Annotated in this window: 17 protein-coding genes, 1 rRNA gene and 1 riboswitch; of the genes, 11 read left to right on the top strand and 7 right to left on the bottom strand. The window is 38.0% G+C overall.

Going from position 1 to position 17,977, the window contains the following annotated elements; genetic code table 11:
- Positions 1 to 105, top strand: a 23S ribosomal RNA gene (locus LQE94_RS13390); the annotation flags it as partial.
- Positions 106 to 592: 487 nt separating this feature from the next.
- Positions 593 to 1,987 carry a magnesium transporter gene (gene mgtE / locus LQE94_RS13385; RefSeq protein ID WP_240577916.1) on the top strand — a complete coding sequence of 465 codons (1,395 nt, stop codon included), beginning with the start codon at positions 593 to 595 and terminating at the stop codon, positions 1,985 to 1,987.
- A gap of 276 nt (positions 1,988 to 2,263) precedes the next feature.
- Here the strand turns inward: mgtE and LQE94_RS13380 are convergent, their stop codons facing one another.
- Together LQE94_RS13380 and LQE94_RS13375 are read right to left on the bottom strand one after the other, a co-directional pair.
- Positions 2,264 to 3,286, bottom strand: coding sequence for a sugar kinase (locus LQE94_RS13380; RefSeq protein WP_022074714.1), 1,023 nt, complete (start codon positions 3,284 to 3,286; stop codon positions 2,264 to 2,266).
- Positions 3,287 to 3,327: 41 nt separating this feature from the next.
- Positions 3,328 to 3,966 carry a bifunctional 4-hydroxy-2-oxoglutarate aldolase/2-dehydro-3-deoxy-phosphogluconate aldolase gene (locus LQE94_RS13375; RefSeq protein WP_240577915.1) on the bottom strand — a complete coding sequence of 213 codons (639 nt, stop codon included), beginning with the start codon at positions 3,964 to 3,966 and terminating at the stop codon, positions 3,328 to 3,330.
- Between the two features lie 226 nt (positions 3,967 to 4,192).
- Between LQE94_RS13375 and LQE94_RS13370 the strand changes: the two genes are divergently transcribed.
- Complete coding sequence (locus tag LQE94_RS13370; RefSeq protein ID WP_240577914.1) at positions 4,193 to 5,005, top strand: sugar phosphate isomerase/epimerase family protein; 813 nt, start codon at positions 4,193 to 4,195, stop codon at positions 5,003 to 5,005.
- A 30-nt stretch (positions 5,006 to 5,035) separates the two neighbouring features.
- Here the strand turns inward: LQE94_RS13370 and LQE94_RS13365 are convergent, their stop codons facing one another.
- Entirely contained in the window at positions 5,036 to 5,923 is an 888-nt protein-coding gene (locus tag LQE94_RS13365; protein ID WP_118737974.1) for an AraC family transcriptional regulator, read from the bottom strand.
- A 317-nt stretch (positions 5,924 to 6,240) separates the two neighbouring features.
- On the opposite strand from LQE94_RS13365, the gene dctP reads away from it, so the two are divergent.
- The 6 genes from dctP to LQE94_RS13335 all read left to right on the top strand — a co-directional run bounded on the left by dctP (position 6,241) and on the right by LQE94_RS13335 (position 11,849).
- Positions 6,241 to 7,263 carry a TRAP transporter substrate-binding protein DctP gene (dctP, locus tag LQE94_RS13360; RefSeq protein WP_022074710.1) on the top strand — a complete coding sequence of 341 codons (1,023 nt, stop codon included), beginning with the start codon at positions 6,241 to 6,243 and terminating at the stop codon, positions 7,261 to 7,263.
- 11 nt (positions 7,264 to 7,274) lie between these two features.
- On the top strand, positions 7,275 to 7,751 hold the full coding sequence (locus LQE94_RS13355; protein WP_118737973.1) for a TRAP transporter small permease: 477 nt from the start codon (positions 7,275 to 7,277) through the stop codon (positions 7,749 to 7,751).
- Positions 7,752 to 9,056 carry a TRAP transporter large permease gene (locus tag LQE94_RS13350; RefSeq protein WP_118737972.1) on the top strand — a complete coding sequence of 435 codons (1,305 nt, stop codon included), beginning with the start codon at positions 7,752 to 7,754 and terminating at the stop codon, positions 9,054 to 9,056.
- A gap of 16 nt (positions 9,057 to 9,072) precedes the next feature.
- The gene (locus LQE94_RS13345) at positions 9,073 to 10,191 is read left to right on the top strand and encodes a glycoside hydrolase family 88/105 protein (protein WP_022074707.1); all 1,119 of its coding nucleotides are present in this window, start codon (positions 9,073 to 9,075) and stop codon (positions 10,189 to 10,191) included.
- Positions 10,192 to 10,281: 90 nt separating this feature from the next.
- Complete coding sequence (locus tag LQE94_RS13340) at positions 10,282 to 11,151, top strand: polysaccharide deacetylase family protein (RefSeq protein ID WP_240577913.1); 870 nt, start codon at positions 10,282 to 10,284, stop codon at positions 11,149 to 11,151.
- 56 nt (positions 11,152 to 11,207) lie between these two features.
- Positions 11,208 to 11,849 (top strand): L-rhamnose mutarotase, encoded by a 642-nt coding sequence (locus tag LQE94_RS13335; RefSeq protein WP_118737970.1) that lies wholly within the window; start codon positions 11,208 to 11,210, stop codon positions 11,847 to 11,849.
- Between the two features lie 34 nt (positions 11,850 to 11,883).
- Here LQE94_RS13335 and LQE94_RS13330 read toward each other — a convergent pair whose 3' ends face one another.
- On the bottom strand, positions 11,884 to 12,753 hold the full coding sequence (locus LQE94_RS13330; RefSeq protein ID WP_022074704.1) for a helix-turn-helix transcriptional regulator: 870 nt from the start codon (positions 12,751 to 12,753) through the stop codon (positions 11,884 to 11,886).
- A gap of 274 nt (positions 12,754 to 13,027) precedes the next feature.
- Between LQE94_RS13330 and kduI the strand changes: the two genes are divergently transcribed.
- Entirely contained in the window at positions 13,028 to 13,891 is an 864-nt protein-coding gene (gene kduI, locus LQE94_RS13325; RefSeq protein WP_240577912.1) for a 5-dehydro-4-deoxy-D-glucuronate isomerase, read from the top strand.
- Between the two features lie 98 nt (positions 13,892 to 13,989).
- Entirely contained in the window at positions 13,990 to 14,784 is a 795-nt protein-coding gene (locus LQE94_RS13320; protein WP_022074702.1) for a gluconate 5-dehydrogenase, read from the top strand.
- A 119-nt stretch (positions 14,785 to 14,903) separates the two neighbouring features.
- Here LQE94_RS13320 and LQE94_RS13315 read toward each other — a convergent pair whose 3' ends face one another.
- From LQE94_RS13315 to thiW, 3 genes are all read right to left on the bottom strand, one after another.
- A complete protein-coding gene (locus LQE94_RS13315) occupies positions 14,904 to 15,284 on the bottom strand; it encodes a hypothetical protein (protein WP_118737969.1) in 381 nt (126 codons plus the stop codon).
- Between the two features lie 259 nt (positions 15,285 to 15,543).
- Positions 15,544 to 16,854 carry a phosphomethylpyrimidine synthase ThiC gene (thiC, locus tag LQE94_RS13310; RefSeq protein ID WP_118737968.1) on the bottom strand — a complete coding sequence of 437 codons (1,311 nt, stop codon included), beginning with the start codon at positions 16,852 to 16,854 and terminating at the stop codon, positions 15,544 to 15,546.
- Between the two features lie 304 nt (positions 16,855 to 17,158).
- Positions 17,159 to 17,665, bottom strand: coding sequence for an energy coupling factor transporter S component ThiW (gene thiW, locus LQE94_RS13305; protein ID WP_118724943.1), 507 nt, complete (start codon positions 17,663 to 17,665; stop codon positions 17,159 to 17,161).
- Positions 17,666 to 17,806: 141 nt separating this feature from the next.
- Positions 17,807 to 17,919: riboswitch (TPP riboswitch) on the bottom strand.
- Between the last annotated feature and the right edge of the window lie 58 nt (positions 17,920 to 17,977).

Genomic DNA, 17,977 nt, shown 5'->3' with positions numbered 1-17,977 from the left:
TCAAGTTAGTAAGACCCCTTGAAGACGACGAGGTAGATAGGGCAGAGGTGGAAGTGTGGTAACACATGGAGCTGACTGTTACTAATAGGTCGAGGGCATAACCAGAACAGGTGATAGGAGAACAAGATGGATGAAAAAACTTTGTATGCAGTTTTGAAGGTACATGATATACGGATATGGAATGAGAGACGCGCTTAAGAAGATTTCTTAAGCGCGTTTTAATATTAATTATATTTGTACAGAATGCGTTGCTGGTCACAGGTACTGTGAACAGTAACCAGAATACTTTTCTTTAACATTTTTTTACTTGAATTGCGTTTACAAAATTCTTGCATTATGTTATAAATAGATGAACTATAAAATAAGGAATAAGAAGGAGGCGAATTATATGGACAGTTGTGATAGTCGAAGTCGAAGTACATCTAACGATGGAAGAACACTTGGAATATCTTTCAAGTGTCTATAGGTGCGCCAATTATAATAATTATAATCTAAGTCTTTTCCATCGTTACTAGAGTGTCACAACCGAAGCGTTGTATTGCATTTAACGGTGGATTTTTTATGCCCTTTTTTGGGGAGAAGGAGGCTTAAGGTGAAAAAAGAAGTATTAAAAGAACCGATATATGTAGAAGAAATTGTCGATATTATCAGGTCAGGATTATCGAATGAAGAGATAAAAGAAAAACTTAATGATTATCATGACAATGACATTGCACAGAGTTTAGAGTTGCTTAATAAGTCAGAAAGACTTCATCTTTACAATATACTTGGTTCTGAATGGATGTCGGAGATTATTTCATATGTTGAAGATCCCGATGATTATATTAAAGAATTAGGAATCTACAAGCTGGCAGAGATTATTAATGAAATGGATGCCGACGATGCGGTAGATCTTCTGGAAGATATTGATGAAAACGTAAAGGTTAAATTGAGATCAATACTTGATGAGGATGTACAGGCAGATATTAGATTGATCAATTCTTATGATGATGATGAAATAGGTAGTCTGATTACAACTAATTTTATATGTATCAAAGATAATCTTACAATACGTCAGGCAATGCATGAACTCATACAGCAAGCAGGAGAGAATGACAATATTGCAACGATATATGTAGTCGATGAAGAGGATCGTTTTTGTGGAGCGATTGATCTTAAAGATTTGATTATCGCACGAGCAGGAATGGCATTGGAGTCGCTGATAAGTTATTCTTATCCTTATCTTCGTGACCATGAAAAAATTTCTGAAAGTATTGAAAAGATAAAAGATTATGCTGAGGATTCTCTTCCTGTGCTTAATAGTGAAAACAAGATAATCGGTATTTTGACAGCTCAAGATGTTATCGAGGCAGTTGATGATGAATTGGGTGAAGATTATGCAAAATTAGCCGGATTGTCAGCAGAGGAAGATCTTCAGGAAAGTACAAAAGACAGTATGAAAAAGCGTTTACCGTGGCTTATTATATTACTTTTCCTCGGAATGCTTGTATCTTCTGTGGTGGGTGTATTTGAAGATGTTGTAGCAATATTACCAATCGTTATATGTTTTCAGTCATTAGTTCTTGATATGGCCGGAAATGTCGGTACACAGTCACTTGCTGTTACAATCCGTGTGCTTATGGATGAAAATTTAAGTGCGAAAGATAAGCTGCATTTGACATTTAAAGAAGCAAAAGTAGGATTTAGCAGTGGATTGTTATTGGGAATGCTTGCACTTGTATTTCTAGGTGTATATATATACTTATTTAAAGGATATTCATTGAGACACGCATTCTTAATATCCAGCTGTGTAGGGGCATCGTTGTTTTTAGCAATGATAATATCAAGTTTAGTTGGAACATTAATACCATTATTTTTCAACAAAATTAAGATTGACCCGGCAGTTGCATCAGGTCCGCTTATTACTACAGTAAATGATTTAGTGGCAGTAGTTACTTATTATGGTCTTGCATGGATTTTATTAATAGAGATTATGCATATAGCATAGTAGATAATATATCAGATGTGAGATGACTCCCACCTCTGTAGGTGGCGAGTAACAAATCAGTATCAGTGGTGGGAGTCAATCCCCCATCTGATATAGCCTCCGGCAGGATTGCAGAGATGCGCAGAAGAAGTATGTCATGCATTGCATGACGCGCATCTCGCAGCAAGAATGCAGAGGCATTCTTGAAAAAAGTAAGCAGTCGAATTTAAAAAATTTCCACTGCTTACTTTTTTAGTAATATGATATGAAAAGAGTGTATTTGAAAGGGATAGGATATTATCGTTTCATTTCCAGTCCATCGTCACCTTCCTGATGAGTTTTAATCATTTCTTCCACTTCGCAAAGTGTCATAGAAGGAAGGTCTCCCGGAACAGTATTTTTTAAAGCACTGACAGCGTTACCATATTGCAGCGCTTTTCGTGTATCATTTTCAGAAGTAAGCAATCCGTAAAGAGCACCGGAAATATAAGCGTCTCCGCTTCCAATACGGTCGACCACTTCGATGTCTTTGTACATTTCTTCCTCAACAAAAGTCTGTTTTTTTGCATCATAAATAACAGAGCCAAAGGAATGTCTTTTTGGACTGTGAACGATTCGTTGTGTGGCTGCGACAACGGAAATCGGATATTCATCGGCGAAACTTTTCATAACCTCTTCAGGAGTGCCTTCTTTTAAGAAAGTCAGGCGTGCAGTGCTGTCAGAGCAGAAGAAAATATCTACGATAGGAAGAATTTCTTCTATACAAGCTTTGGCTTCGGCACCGCTCCAAAGATTTCCACGAAAGTTTACATCAAATGAAATTAAAGCACCGGCTTTTTTGAAACGCTTCATCATTTCAATAGCAGTTTTGCGTACTTGTTCATTTAAAGCAAGTGTGATTCCACAAGTATGGAAACAACGGGTAGATGAGTACATTTCCTCCGGAAAATCATCAATAGAAAGGGTTGTCATAGAACTATGTTTTCGATCATAGACAATCCCTGGTTTACGAGGTGCGGCACCAGTTTCGTAATAATATACACCGAGACGGGCATCAGCGCTGTTATCATGAGACAGATATTCATCAGATACGTTTTGAAAATGTACTTCATTTCTTGCAAGCTGACCGATTGCATGAGCCGGAATTTTTCCTACCAAACCTGTTTTCAGTCCAAGCTGTGCAGCTCCGGCAGCAACATTAAATTCTGCACCACCAATATTTTGTTCAAAAATCTTTGTTCTTGACATTCTTTCGTTTGCCTGTGGAGAAAGACGAAGAAGAAGTTCTCCAAGTGTGAGCAAATCATATTTTTTAGACATTGTGTTAACCTCTCTTAAAATAATTACCTGTATGTTATAACTTATCCGCGGATAGATTTTGCAATTGTGACTGCTTCTTTAGAAAGCTCGCAGATCTTATCAAATTCTTGATTTTCTACTAATGTATTTTTTACCATCCAGCTTCCACCACATGCAAAAATTTTATTAAATGCAAGATAGTCTTTTACATTTTCCGGATTAATACCGCCGGTTGGCATAAATTTAACCATAGTGTAAGGCGCAGCCATAGCTTTGATCATTGGAAGCCCGCCGGCTTGTTCTGCAGGGAAAAATTTCACAACTTCAAGCCCGCGTTTTACAGCTTTGGCAACTTCAGATGGAGTAGCACATCCAGGAAGAACTGTGATTCCTTTTTCCAGGCAGTAATCTACGATTTCTTCATCAAATCCAGGACTTACAATAAACTTTGCTCCTGCATTAACAGCTCGGTCTACCTGCTCTGTAGTGAGAACTGTTCCCGCTCCGACAAGCATTTCAGGAAAGCTTTCGCTCATAATGCGAATAGATTCTTCTGCTGCTTCTGTACGGAAAGTTACTTCAGCACATGGAAGACCACCGTTACAAAGAGCTTCGCCCAGAGGCTTTGCATCTTTAGAATTTTCTAAAACAACGACAGGTACGATCATACATTTTTCAAGCTGATTTAAAATATCATTCATATTCTTAAAATCCTCCAAAATCATTTATTCTGATTTTCTTATTATGAGTTCATCTTACTGATTTCAATTTGAAAAAACAACATGATTTGAAGAAATGTTCATGATATTGCATGATAAGGTCAAAATATTCAAGATTTTCTATAAGAAAAAACAAGAAGCCAGAAGAAGAGAGGTGGTAAAATACGATTACATTGGAAAGACTAACTATTAACGAGGAGAAGAGACAATGAAAATCGGAGTAAGAGCCCATGATTATGGAAAAATGAAAATTGAAGAACTCGCACATACATTACATGAACGAGGATATAACTGTGCACAGTTGGCATTACCAAAAGCATTTGCAGAAATTGACAGCTATGATGATATTACATTGGCACATCTTGAAAAAATACGTACAGAGTTTGAAAAGCATGAGATTGAGATACCGGTGTTTGGATGTTATATGGATCTGGGAAATCCAAATGATATGGTCAGAGAAAAGGCAGTAGAGACATTTAAAAAATGCCTGGCATACAACAAGGAACTTGGAGCAACAGTTGTAGGAACAGAGACAGCATATCCACATCTGAGTAAAGAAGAGAAAAAAATCTGGTATCCGCATATGATGGATAGTGTAAAAAGAATTGTGGATGAAGCTGCAAGATTAGATGTAAAAGCTGCAATAGAGCCGGTGTACTGGCATCCACTTGAAAATCTGGAGGCAATTTTAGATGTAATGAATCAGATTCAGGATGAAAAACATTTGCGAATGATTTTCGATGCATCTAATTTGTTGGAATTTCCAGATACTACAAATCAGTATACATATTGGAGTGAATGGCTTAATGAGGCTGGAAAATATATTGAAGCAATGCACATCAAAGATTTCAGATTAGATGAAAACGGACAGTATTGCCCGACACTTCTTGGAGAAGGTGTGATCCAGTATCAGGCAATATCCGAATGGCTGCATAAGCACAGACCAGATATGTATCTGTTAAGAGAAGAGATGAATCCACAGACAGATAAAAAAGATATCGAATACCTTAAAAATCTATAAACAGAGTTGTTTATGGTATACAGTATCCGTTTACGGATTTATCGGTAATTCGGAAGGTGCAAAAATATGACCGGATTTACGATATTTTAAAGGAGTCATAGTTGTATAGGTTTTAAATATTTTTTCAAAATGTGTCATACTTCCAAAACCTATCCGGCCGGCAATTTCAGAGATGCTCAAGTCGGTCTCTGTAAGATACCACTGAGCTTTCTGAACACGATGGATATTTATATATTCATTGATAGAATAGCCGGTGACTTCTTTAAATAATCGGCAGACATAATATTTACTTAAGTAGAATCGCTGAGCAATTTCTTCCAATGACAATTGCTGTTCACAATTCTGGGAAAGATAATCGGCAATTTCATAAACATGCTTGTATTTCCCATCAGTCGGAACCTGTGGTTCTTCGCCATGGCTATTTCCCAAGTCACGAGTAAGGGAAAGTAAATAGTTGATGACTGCAAGTTCCACAGCATGTTTGTATGCGTGTTGGCGCTTTGCACATTCCTGCTTAAAATAGTAATACAACTTCATAAAATTATCTTGTTGTGCCGGAGTTAAATGAAAGACTCCGGTATGTTTATGAAAAAATTTCACAAGTTTTAGGGATGGATAAGTATTGTCAATCTCCTGCATTTTTTCACTCGTCACATATAAAATAATTCGATTATGACCGGAAGTATCGTTGGAAAAAGACTTGGTCATATGGATTAGATTACTGTCTACCAGGATTAAATCCCCCTTCTTGGCAACGAAGCTTCTGTTATTAAAGAAGAAAAGTCGTTCGCCTTCTAAAATGTAAAAGATTTCATATTCGTCGTGAAAATGTTTTACTCTCATATCAAATTTTCCATATCGAATCATGTGTTCCAGAGAAATTCCATCAATCGAACAATAAGATGTTATTTTTTCCAAAAAATGTACCTGCTTTCTAAAAAAAAGATTCTATAATAGCTTCAAAATTGTTAATATGCTGTATATAAACAGTGATAAAAAACTCTGTCTAGAATCATCTTACAACAAAAGACTGATAAATTCTAGACAAAAATGAGTGCAATATATATTGAAAAAACAGGGATTATAGCAATATTTGAGTAAAAATGCACCTATGTATGTGCTAAAATACAAGCCATGAAAACGTGCACAAGATAAAAATAAAACCATTCATTCTTATGACCGGTTAAAAAGAATGAGGGCAAAGTTGGGAAGGCTTTAGAGAAAAGGAGAGTAACATGGGAAGCATAAAGAAAAAGATTGGGATCGCAGTATCCGCAGTCGGATTGTGTATAGTTGCAGCAACATTTGTGTCGGTTGTAAGTGCTAACAGCACAGATAAGGTTGAAATCAGACTGGCTCATAACCAGGCAGCAGGTTCAGAAATTGCAGATTCTATTGCAAAGTTTTCTGAGTTTGTAGCAGAAGATGATTCGATGAATCTGGACGTAAATATTTACGCAAGTGGTGTGCTTGGTTCAGAAAAAGAAGAAATTGAGATGGTTCAGGCAGGAATCCTGGATATGGCGAAAGTAAGTTCAAATACATTGGGACAGTTTGAAGATCGTTATTCTATTTTTGCAGTACCATATTTGTTTGTGGATCAGGATCATTACTACACAGCAATGGAAAAAAGTCAGGCAGTAAAAGACCTGTTTATGTCAACAGAGGATCAGGGCTATATTGCAATTGGATACTATGCAAACGGTGCAAGAAACTTTTATTTGAAAGAAGATGCAGTTTGCGATAACCCATCTGTATTAAAAGGTAAAAAAATCCGTTCTATGCCAAGTTCAACATCTATGGAAATGATTCAGGCTATGGGTGGTTCTCCGGTGCCAATGGCAGGAAGTGAAACATATACAGCACTTCAGCAGGGAATCGTAGACGGAGCTGAAAATACAGAGCTGGCATTGACAGTAGATGCACATGAAGATTTGGTTTCATCTTATACATATACAGAGCATCAGTATTCACCGGATATTTATATTATCAGTACAAAGAAATGGAATAGCCTGACAAAAGAGCAGCAGGATTATCTGGTTGAGTGTCTTGAGAAGACAAATGAAAACTTTAAGAAGCTGTACAATGGAATGATGGATGAGGCTATGGAAGAAGCAGAAGAACATGGTGTTCATGTTTATCGAGACATTGACAAGAGTGCTTTCATTGAAGCAGTACAGCCAATCCACGAGGAGTTCTGTGGAAAAGGCAAGGATTACCAGGCACTTTATGATGACATTCAGAGTTACGCAGAATAGGGGGATGAACAATGAAGAAATTAAATAAAGTTTTGGAATACATTCTGGCATTCCTTGTTGTAGTAATGGTTGTCGGATGTTTCTGGCAGATTTTTACAAGATTTGTTTTAAATAATGCAAGTTCATGGACAGAAGAACTTTTGAGATATGCACTAATCTGGCTGACAATGCTGGGAGTTCCATACGCATACGGAAAAGAACAGCACATTTCAATCGGATTTATTACAAGTACATTTACAAAAAAAGGAAGTTTAAGAAATAAGATTTTTATTGAGATTCTGGTTCTCTTCCTCAGCGCATTCGTGTTAATCGCAGGTGGAATCATGGTAACAATAAATGCAGTCGGACAGTTGTCACCGGCTATGGGAATTCCAATGCAGTTTTACTATGTCGGAGTACCAATCTGCGGAGTATTGATGATTATTTATTCCGGAGAGCGTCTGATCCGTTTTGTGAAAGAGTTAAAAGAGACAAAGGAGGAGAAATAAATGCAGATAGAAGCAGCAATCGTACTGGTTATCGTATTCTTTTTCCTGCTGGCAATGAGCGTTCCGGTATCGTTCAGTATTATTTCAGCAGCACTTGTTACTATTGTTATGTTCCTGAATCCACAGTTTGGAATGTTTATTTCCGCACAGAAGCTGGCAAGTGGAATTGATAGTTTTACATTACTTGCAGTACCGTTTTTTATCCTTGCAGGTCAGTTGATGAGTAGTGGTGGTATTGCGAAACGTTTGATTAACTTAGCAATGTTGATTCTTGGAAGAGTTCCGGGTTCGCTGGCTCTGACAAATGTTGCTGCAAATGCAATGTTTGGTTCTCTGTCAGGATCAGGTATCGCCGCTGCAACAGCAGTAGGTGGAGTTATGGGACCTCTTGAAAAAGAAGAAGGTTATGATGAAAAATTCTCAGCAGCATGTAACATTGCAACAGCACCTGTTGGACAGTTGATTCCTCCAACAAATGCATTTATCGTATATTCAGCAGCAAGTGGCGGAGCAGCAGTAGCTACATTATTTATGGCAGGATGGATTCCAGGATTATTATGGGCATTCCTTTGCATGATCGTAGCATTCATTTATGGTAAAAAACATGGTTATGTAGTTAAGAGAGAAAAAATGACAGCAGCTGTTGTCGGCAAAACAATTTTAGATTCTATCCCAAGTTTATTGTTGATCGTAATTATTATCGGAGGTATTTTATCAGGATACTTTACACCAACAGAGGCTTCAGGAGTAGCTGTAATTTATGCGTTTATTTTATCAGTATTTGTTTATAAGAGCATTAAATTATCAGAGATTAAAGACATTCTGGTAAATGCGGCAGTGACAACAACAATTGTTATGTTAATCATCGGTGCATCTTCTGTATTGTCATTTGTACTGTCCTTTACAGGACTTCCACAGGCAATTAGTAACCTGATGCTTGGAGTTTCAGATAACAAGATCGTGATTCTTCTTATGATCAATATAATTCTCTTGATTGTAGGAACATTCATGGATATGGCACCTGCACTTTTGATCTTCACACCAATTTTCCTTCCGGTTATCACAGCAATCGGTATGGATCCAATCCAGTTTGGTGTAATGATGGTAATGAACCTTTCAATCGGTACAATCACACCTCCTGTTGGTAGTGTATTGTTCGTTGGATGTAGTGTGGCAAAATTAAAAGTAGAAGATGTTATCGGAAAATTAATCCCATTCTTTGGTGCAATTGTAGTCGCATTATTATTTGTTACATTTGTACCGGCAATCAGCACATGGCTGCCAACAGTTCTGGGACTCATGTAAAGGAGTTTTATAAAATATGAATATTAAAGAAACAGAGTTGAGAAAAAAATTAGATCTTGTGATTGAGAAGCTTTTAAATCTGGAAGGCCCGGATAATGAGAAGGAACTTTCAGATGGAGGTGAAGCAATCGGATTTTTCAAACGAGACTTTGGAATCCGTGAGTGGGACTGGCCGCAGGGAGTTGGACTGTACGGATTATTAAAAATCATGGAATATGATAAGAATGAGAAATATAAAGAATTTCTTCAGGATTGGTTTGTGGAGAATATGGAGCAGGGACTTCCATCCAGAAACATCAACACAACAACACCGCTTTTGACTTTGGCAGAGCTCAACGAATATTGTCATGATGCGAAGTTTGAGAAACTTTGTCTCGATTGGGCTGACTGGCTGATGAACTGTATTCCAAGAACAAAAGAAGGCGGATTCCAGCATGTGACAAGTGCAAACGGAGATCGTCAGGGCGTGCGTCTCAATGAAAATGAAATGTGGATAGATACATTATTTATGACAGTTCTTTTCTTAAATAAAATGGGACAGAAATATCAGAACGAAGAGTGGATCAACGAAGGAATCCATCAGGTATTGATGCACATTAAATATCTGTATGATAAAAAGAGCGGATTATTCTATCATGGATGGACATTCAATGGAAATAATAATTTCGGTGGGATTTTCTGGTGCCGTGGAAACAGTTGGTTTACATTAGGAATCTTGGATTACATTGATATGTTTAAAGGAACATTGAATCCTGGAGTAAAGACAATTATTGTTGATACATATAAAGCACAGGTAAAAGCACTTAAGAAATTGCAGGCTCCGAGTGGACTGTGGCATACAGTCCTGACAGATGCAAGCAGTTACGAGGAAGTATCCGGTTCAGCAGCGATTGCATGCGGTATTTTAAAAGGAATCCGTATGGGAATTCTGGATGATTCTTATCTTCCATGTGCAGAGAAAGCAATTAAGGGAATTATGAAAAATATAGACAAAGACGGAACAGTTTTGAATGTATCCGGTGGAACAGGAATGGGAATGAATGCAGAGCATTATAAAAATATTCTTATTGCACCAATGGCATACGGTCAGTCTTTGACAATCCTTGCACTTGCAGAAGCATTGTTACACTTATAAAAATAGAAAAGATTTTCAGCCATACAGCATTTTGTCTGTATGGCTGAAGTGCATTGTAGAGATTCAAAATCAGACAGGAGGAGTGGAGATATGCTGAGATTAAGAAGAGATGTCATGTTATTTCCGGGAGGAAAGCAAAAGGCATTCACGATGAGTTACGATGATGGAGTTACGCAGGATGAACAGCTGATTACATTAATGGAACGATATGGAATCCGAGGAACATTTAACTTGAATCCAGGACTTATGGGAGATAATGACTGGCTTGTTCAGGGAGGCACCGGAGTAAATCATAATAAATTTTCTAAAGACAAAATTGCGGAAATATACAAAAATCAGGAGATTGCAGTACACAGCATGACACATCCGGATTTGACGAAAGTTCCTGTTGGAATGGTATCCTACGAGATTACAGAGTGTAGAAAAGAACTGGAAGAACTGGTGAAACATCCGGTGACCGGTATGGCATATCCGTTCGGAACCTGGAGTACCGAGGTAGAGCAGGTGGCAGAACTTTGTGGAATCACATATGCGAGAACAACAAAACCAACATACGCATTTTCCTTGCCACAAGATTTTCTGACGTGGCATCCGACTTGTCATCATACCGATGAAAAAATGTTTGAGTTATTAGATAAGTTCTTAGAAGCAATTAATCAAGAGAGATATATGGAGCCATGGTTATATTATCTATGGGGGCATGCGTATGAATTTGATTCCTATAATCAATGGAATGAAATTGAGAGATTTTTAAAGACAGTGGGAAACCGTGAGGAAATCTGGTATGCGACAAATGGAGAAATCTGTGAATATATCAATGCCGTGAAATCATTAGTATATTCTGCGACAGGCGACTATATTTACAATCCGACTTGTGTGGACGTATGGATGCAGGTGGATGGAAAAGCATATGAGATTAAAGCAGGAGAAACAATAGAAATTGAATACGAACATCGATAAGAAGTAGGTTGATTTTTACGAGAGAGAATTCAATCGCAATAGGGAAGGAGTAGAATATGGAACGTCATGCGGCAGCAATAGCAATAAATGAAGGAAAAATGAATGAGTTCAAGAAGAAACTAGGAGAAATCTGGCCTGATTTGACGGCGTGGCTAGATAAGAATAAAGTGGGGAACTTTAGTATCTGGAATGCAGAGAATCTTATGTTTGTGTATGGAGAGTGGCAGGATGGTGCAGCGTATTGTGTCGATGATGAGATTAGGGATATTATATCGAAACTCAGTGACACATTTACATGGATATCAACACCGGGGGAAGACATGCGATTAATGTATCACAATTTTGGAATCGTTCGTGAGAAGAAAGAACTTATCCGTCACAGAGTATTTATGACAAAACTTCATGATGGCTGTGAGGAAGAATATAAACGTCGTCACGATGCACTGATTGCACAGCGAGGGGATACGATTGATTCGGGACCGGACAGTAATTTTAGTATCTGGAGTGCCGGCGGATATATTTTTGGATATGATGAGATCGATATTACGATGGAAGAAGAGGAAACAAGCGAGGCTCATGCAAATACAGTTGCATGGGAGACACGCCAGCTTGAGATTATGGACTGGATCACAAATGATGTGGACTGGCTGACAGGGGAGCATCATGTGAGTAGCGTGAGGTTGGCGTGGCATAATTAAAAAATTATGGGTAACTATCCAGTCACCCATAATATTATGAATTAAACTGGGCATATTTCTTCGGAGATATGCCCACTGCTTTTGTAAATGCCTTTAAGTAATTGCTATAGTCATTAAATCCGCACATCTCACATGCTTCAGTCACACTGTATCCCTGACTAAGCAGAGATTTTGAAAGGGTCAGTCGTTTTGCAGTGATGTATTTATTGATCGTTGTTCCGGTAGCTGCTTTAAAAATACGACAGATATAGGAACTGCTCATATAAAAATGTGCCGACAAATCTTCTAAAGTCAGAGGTTCTTTTATATGAGAATTAATATAAGAAAGAATTTCATCCACTTGCGTATGATATTTGGATGTTGATTTTTCAGCATCATTTTTTATAGTAGCGGCACCTCTGTTTTGGAATGTCTGATTTAAAAATACCATCAATTCAAGAAAAACTGCTTTATCTAATAAATCTTCACCAATTCCTTCGTTTGATTGAAATTTATGAATAAAATAAATGAATCGATTTTGTTCTTCCGGTGTTAAATGGACACAGTGAGGCATATGGGTATCTCGAAAACTGAAGCAATGGTTCAGGTCGGTGTTTGGGGTAGAAAGTTGTGTCAGGTAATCTGGGTCAATAGATAAAATAATTCTTTCATGAGTTTCCTGATCAATCTGAGTTAAATGATGGCTTTCAAATTGATTGATCAAAAAAATATCACCGGGATGGATGTCATACAGACAATTATCAATCAGAAATTGTTTGCCACCGGAGATCGAATAATAGATTTCATAACAATTGTGAATATGCATATCCATGATTTTTTCATCACTATATAAATGAGCAAATGCAAAGGAATGTGTATCGATACAATTTTTCATAGATTCTTTGCATGTAGAACAAGCTTTCATTGGGTTAAACCTCCTTTTCTTTTGAATAAATATACGAATAATATTGCAATGTTTGAACAAATTGAGTCTATAAAACATGCAAATCTTGAACTCTTATTTTGATTATACGAGGTATGTTCAAAATATTCAACATTTACATCAACATTTCACAAGAAAAGGAATAAAGCGAATGGTATAGTATAGTCAAGAGATGAGAAAAAACTCATTAAAAAAGCAGAACTTCATTGTTTAGACAAATCAAATAGCTATTACAAAAAATAACAGGAGGATTATCATGGAAGTAAGAACAGCAGCATCACCAAGAGATGTAAAACACTACACAACAGACAGATTGAGAGAGGAATTTTTAATTCAGAATCTGTTCCAGGCAGACAAGATCAATCTGGTTTACAGCCACATTGACCGTATCATCACAGGAGCAGCAGTACCGGTTCAGGAGAAACTTGCACTGACAGCAGGGGATGAATTAAGAGCAGAATATTTCCTTCAGAGAAGAGAAATGGGACTGATCAATATCGGTGGAGACGGAATTGTGACAGTTGATGGACGTGTTTATGAAGTGAATGCAAGAGATGGAATGTATATCGGACGTGGATCAAAAGATATTACATTTGAAAGCAAAGATGCCTCATGTCCGGCTAAATTTTATTTGAACAGTGCTCCGGCACACGTTGATTACCCAACAGTACATATCAAACTTGAGGGAGAACCTGAAGAGGGTGTTGTGATTGTAAAAGATGAGAACAAAGTGGAAATGGGAACACTTGAAGATTCTAACCACAGAGTGATCAACAAATATATCGTGACAGGTCAGGTAGATAGCTGCCAGCTTGCTATGGGTATGACAAAACTTCTTCCAGGAAGCGTATGGAACACAATGCCAGCACATACACATGACAGACGTATGGAAGTTTATTTGTACTTTGATATGGAAGATGATGCATTTGTAATGCACTACATGGGAGAGCCACAGGAGACAAGACACATCATTATGCATAATGAAGAAGCTGTTATCTCTCCAAGCTGGTCAATTCACTCAGGATGTGGATCAAGAGCATACACATTTATCTGGGGAATGTGCGGAGAAAATCAGGACTACGGCGATATGGACAATATCGAGAATAAAGATTTGAGATAATAATAGAAGGGCTTTAAAAGCTCACGCATTTAATATACAAATAATAATCCTTAACATATAAACCCAATTATAAATAAGAAGAAAGAGAGGAATTTAACATGGTTAATTTTTCACTGGAAGGTAAAATTGCACTCGTAACAGGAGCATCTTATGGAATCGGATTTGGAATCGCATCTGCTTATGCAGAAGCAGGAGCAACAATCTGCTTTAATGATCTTAGTCAGGAAAAAGTAGATAAAGGAATTGCTGCATACAAAGAAATCGGTGTAGATGCACACGGATATGTATGTGATGTAACAGATGAAGCACAGGTTCAGGCAATGGTTGCTAAAATCAATGAAGAAGTTGGAATCATCGATATTCTTGTAAATAATGCAGGTATCATCATGAGAAAACCAATGCTTGAAATGGAAGCTGATGAGTTCAGAAAAGTAATCGATGTAGATTTGAATGCTCCATTCATCGTTTCTAAAGCAGTTATTCCGGGAATGAAAGAAAAAGGACACGGAAAAATTATCAACATCTGTTCTATGATGAGTGAGCTTGGACGTGAGACTGTATCTGCTTATGCAGCAGCAAAGGGTGGATTGAAAATGCTTACAAGAAATATCTGTTCTGAGTATGGTGAGTACAATATTCAGTGTAATGGTATCGGACCTGGATATATTGCAACACCACAGACAGCACCACTGCGTGAGAGACAGGCAGACGGAAGCAGACATCCATTTGACCAGTTCATCGTTGCTAAAACACCGGCTGCTCGTTGGGGAACACCGGAAGACCTTCAGGGACCGGCAGTATTCCTGGCATCTGATGCATCTGACTTCGTAAACGGACATATCTTGTATGTAGATGGCGGAATCCTTGCTTATATCGGCAAACAGCCACAATAAGAATCTTTTAAAATATCATAAATTGATAATATAGAAAAACAGCTCATTTTGTTTTGTTATGTACAAAATGGGCTGTTTTTAGGGTGCTATGTGACAGCGCCCTTTTATACAGTAGTATATTACTTTTGTTTCTGTAATTCTTCTTTTAATTTTTGGATTTCTTCATCCTTTTTCTTAAGTTCTTTTTCTTTCTGTTCTATATCTTTCTGCATTTCGTCAATCATCAACTTCGTTGTATTCCGGTCTAATTCTATCAACTCTTTCGAAAACATATTCATCACCTCTTCGACATTCCGGCAAATCTCATAGACTTGTGTGTACATTTCCCTGAAATCCGGATATCGTTCAATAATCTCAATGATTGCTTCCGGTTCATCCATGCACAGAAACGCAAGCCATGCTTCCAGCCTTGTTTCTATCTTTATTGTTCTGTTTTCATTGTGCTGAATCTGCTTAAAAATGTCAAGTGGCACGAAGATATATTTTTGTAGTAAATTCATTTTTGCTCCAGTGTTTGAAGTTTGTACAAAAAAATATTCTTGATACAACAGAAAGCTGTAATTTATTAGAGTGTTCTCGGCAAAATATATCTTATATGGTAAATCAACAGAAGCTAAAGTCTGTAAAAGAAGAAGCAAGGGGAAATCTATATTTAAAGGGTGATGTTTTGCGTACAATGTGGTAAAGTAAATTTCCAGAAATAAAAACTATGTCGTAAATAAGTAGCCAACAGGCTACTTATTTACGACATGTTTGGTTTTACAGTATATCAATATATTCTCCGGCAAGTGCTTTGTTCATACTTCTGACAGCGCAGAATTTTCCACACATGCTGCAAGTGTCACTGTGATCATCTTCCGGTTTTCTGCTGTCGCGGATCGCTTTGGCAGTTTCAGGATCTAAAGCACATGCGTACTGAGCATCCCAGTCGAGAACGCGACGGGCATCGGCCATCTTGTCATCAATATCACGTGCACCTGGAATTCCTTTTGCAATATCGGCTGCATGAGCTGCAATCTTAGAAGCAATGATTCCCTGTTTTGTATCTTCTACATTTGGAAGAGCAAGGTGCTCAGCAGGAGTTACATAGCAGAGGAATGCAGCACCACTCATAGCAGCTACGGCACCACCGATGGCAGCTGTGATATGGTCATAACCAGGAGCAATGTCTGTTACAAGAGGTCCAAGTACATAGAAAGGAGCTCCCATACAGATGCTCTGCTGTACTTTCATATTGGCTGCAACCTGATCAAGCGGCACATGTCCAGGACCTTCTACCATAACCTGTACATTGTGATCCCAGGCACGTTTTGTAAGTTCTCCCAAACGAACAAGTTCTTCAATCTGGCATACATCTGTTGCATCTGCAAGACATCCAGGACGGCAGGCGTCGCCAAGAGAAATTGTTACATCATATTCTTCGCAGATATCAAGAATTTCATCATAGTATTCATAGAATGGGTTCTCCTTACCTGTCATACTCATCCATGCAAATACAAGGCTTCCGCCACGGCTTACGATATTCATTTTTCTTTTATGTTTTTTAATCTGCTCGATTGTTTTTCTTGTAATTCCACAGTGAAGTGTGACGAAATCAACACCATCTTCTGCATGCATACGGATAACATCGATAAAATCATGAGCTGTAAGTGTTGCAAGGTCACGCTGATAGTGGATAACACTGTCATAAACAGGAACAGTTCCAATCATAACAGGACATTCGCTTGTCAGTTTGCGGCGGAAAGGCTGAGTATTTCCATGGCTTGAAAGATCCATGATTGCTTCGGCACCTAAATTTACCGCGCTCATTACTTTTTGCATTTCTACATCATAATCTTTACAGTCACGTGATACACCAAGATTGACATTGATTTTTGTGCGGAGCATACTTCCGACACCCTCAGCACTTAAGCAAGTATGGTTTTTATTTGCACAAATGGCAACCTTACCCTCAGCAACAAGTGTCATAAGTTTATCAACATCCATATGTTCTTTTTCAGCAACAAGTTTGATTTCAGGAGTGACAATTCCTTTGCGGGCTGCATCCATCTGGGTTGTGTAGTTTCTCATGTTATTTTGCCTCCAATCATTTTAATAAAAAAATAAATTATATTTATGACGTCAGCAAAATACGGACAGCGTACATGAAAGATGAAAGTCTGTAGTGATACAGACCGTTCATCGAAAAACCAACACGTCCAGTGAATGAGCATAGAAGAAATAAGAAAAAATATTTCTCTATGGATATGAAATATTTTTGCTAACGCCTACATCAGAGCAATCTGATGATATACAAAATCATAAAGCGATTTGCTTTTTTATAGCGGTACAAGGTGGTGTCCCCAATGTATCGCTTTTGGGTCAAACAAAAAAATTATGCTGTAGTGAGCTGTGACATCACTCCACTTTTCTGAAGGATTGAAATCAGGATAAATGCAAGAATACTTCCAGCCACAGTAGAAATAAGGAATGGTATTACATAAACGAACAGTCCTGCAGGTGCAGCACCCATAAGGAAACGGGCAACCGGATAAGCTGCGATACCACCAAGAATACCAGTACCGATAGCTTCAGCAAGACAAGTCAGGCTTAAGACTTTACATTTTTTGTAAACCAGTCCACAGCACAATGCACCGACCATACTTCCAGGGAATGCCATAAGGCTTCCAAGACCAAGTATATTACGAAGCAGGCTTGCACAGAAAGCAATGCCAACTCCCCAACCAGGGCCAAGTGTAACAGCTGCAAGAATATTGACCATATGCTGAACCGGAGCACATTTACTTCCGGCAACGGGAACGCTCAAAAAACTTCCTACAACTGCAAGAGCAGTAAGAACTCCGGCAAGTGCTAATTTTTTTGTTTTATTTGTTTCATTCATAATCTGAGTCTCCTTTTCTTTTTCTTCGGAAATGCGTTTGTCATTTTGAAAAAATTGAGATGAAAAAAGGATCCTCACCTGAAGTGAAGATCCTACCAGCTGTCCGAAATAAAAGAAATGAGATGCGAGGGCATCTCAATCAATTACATGGTATACATTCCCTCCGTTGGCATTATCCAAATCAGGTTTAAGTGGGTCGAAACGGAATTACGTTTCCTCTCAGCCGGCTTTCGCCAGCTCCCCAGTGACAATATAAAATTGTTGTCTAGTGATATTATGCATCTATATGTATGAAATTGCAAGGGGAATCTT

The organism is Mediterraneibacter sp. NSJ-151, from assembly GCF_022487435.1.
Lineage (GTDB): Bacteria > Bacillota > Clostridia > Lachnospirales > Lachnospiraceae > Schaedlerella > Schaedlerella hominis.
Note: the sequence above shows the minus strand (reverse complement) of the source record. Positions and strands in the feature narration are given on the sequence as shown.

Excerpts from the sequence above, each read along its gene's own strand:
- thiC (WP_118737968.1), bottom strand. The coding sequence starts at position 16,854 with ATGAGAAACTACACAACCCAGATGGATGCAGCCCGCAAAGGAATTGTC.
- LQE94_RS13330 (WP_022074704.1), bottom strand. The coding sequence starts at position 12,753 with ATGAAAGCTTGTTCTACATGCAAAGAATCTATGAAAAATTGTATCGAT.
- LQE94_RS13335 (WP_118737970.1), top strand. The coding sequence starts at position 11,208 with ATGGAACGTCATGCGGCAGCAATAGCAATAAATGAAGGAAAAATGAAT.
- LQE94_RS13380 (WP_022074714.1), bottom strand. The coding sequence starts at position 3,286 with ATGTCTAAAAAATATGATTTGCTCACACTTGGAGAACTTCTTCTTCGT.
- LQE94_RS13375 (WP_240577915.1), bottom strand. The coding sequence starts at position 3,966 with ATGAATGATATTTTAAATCAGCTTGAAAAATGTATGATCGTACCTGTC.
- LQE94_RS13315 (WP_118737969.1), bottom strand. The coding sequence starts at position 15,284 with ATGAATTTACTACAAAAATATATCTTCGTGCCACTTGACATTTTTAAG.
- LQE94_RS13345 (WP_022074707.1), top strand. The coding sequence starts at position 9,073 with ATGAATATTAAAGAAACAGAGTTGAGAAAAAAATTAGATCTTGTGATT.
- thiW (WP_118724943.1), bottom strand. The coding sequence starts at position 17,665 with ATGAATGAAACAAATAAAACAAAAAAATTAGCACTTGCCGGAGTTCTT.
- LQE94_RS13320 (WP_022074702.1), top strand. The coding sequence starts at position 13,990 with ATGGTTAATTTTTCACTGGAAGGTAAAATTGCACTCGTAACAGGAGCA.
- LQE94_RS13340 (WP_240577913.1), top strand. The coding sequence starts at position 10,282 with ATGCTGAGATTAAGAAGAGATGTCATGTTATTTCCGGGAGGAAAGCAA.
- kduI (WP_240577912.1), top strand. The coding sequence starts at position 13,028 with ATGGAAGTAAGAACAGCAGCATCACCAAGAGATGTAAAACACTACACA.
- LQE94_RS13350 (WP_118737972.1), top strand. The coding sequence starts at position 7,752 with ATGCAGATAGAAGCAGCAATCGTACTGGTTATCGTATTCTTTTTCCTG.
- LQE94_RS13355 (WP_118737973.1), top strand. The coding sequence starts at position 7,275 with ATGAAGAAATTAAATAAAGTTTTGGAATACATTCTGGCATTCCTTGTT.
- LQE94_RS13370 (WP_240577914.1), top strand. The coding sequence starts at position 4,193 with ATGAAAATCGGAGTAAGAGCCCATGATTATGGAAAAATGAAAATTGAA.
- dctP (WP_022074710.1), top strand. The coding sequence starts at position 6,241 with ATGGGAAGCATAAAGAAAAAGATTGGGATCGCAGTATCCGCAGTCGGA.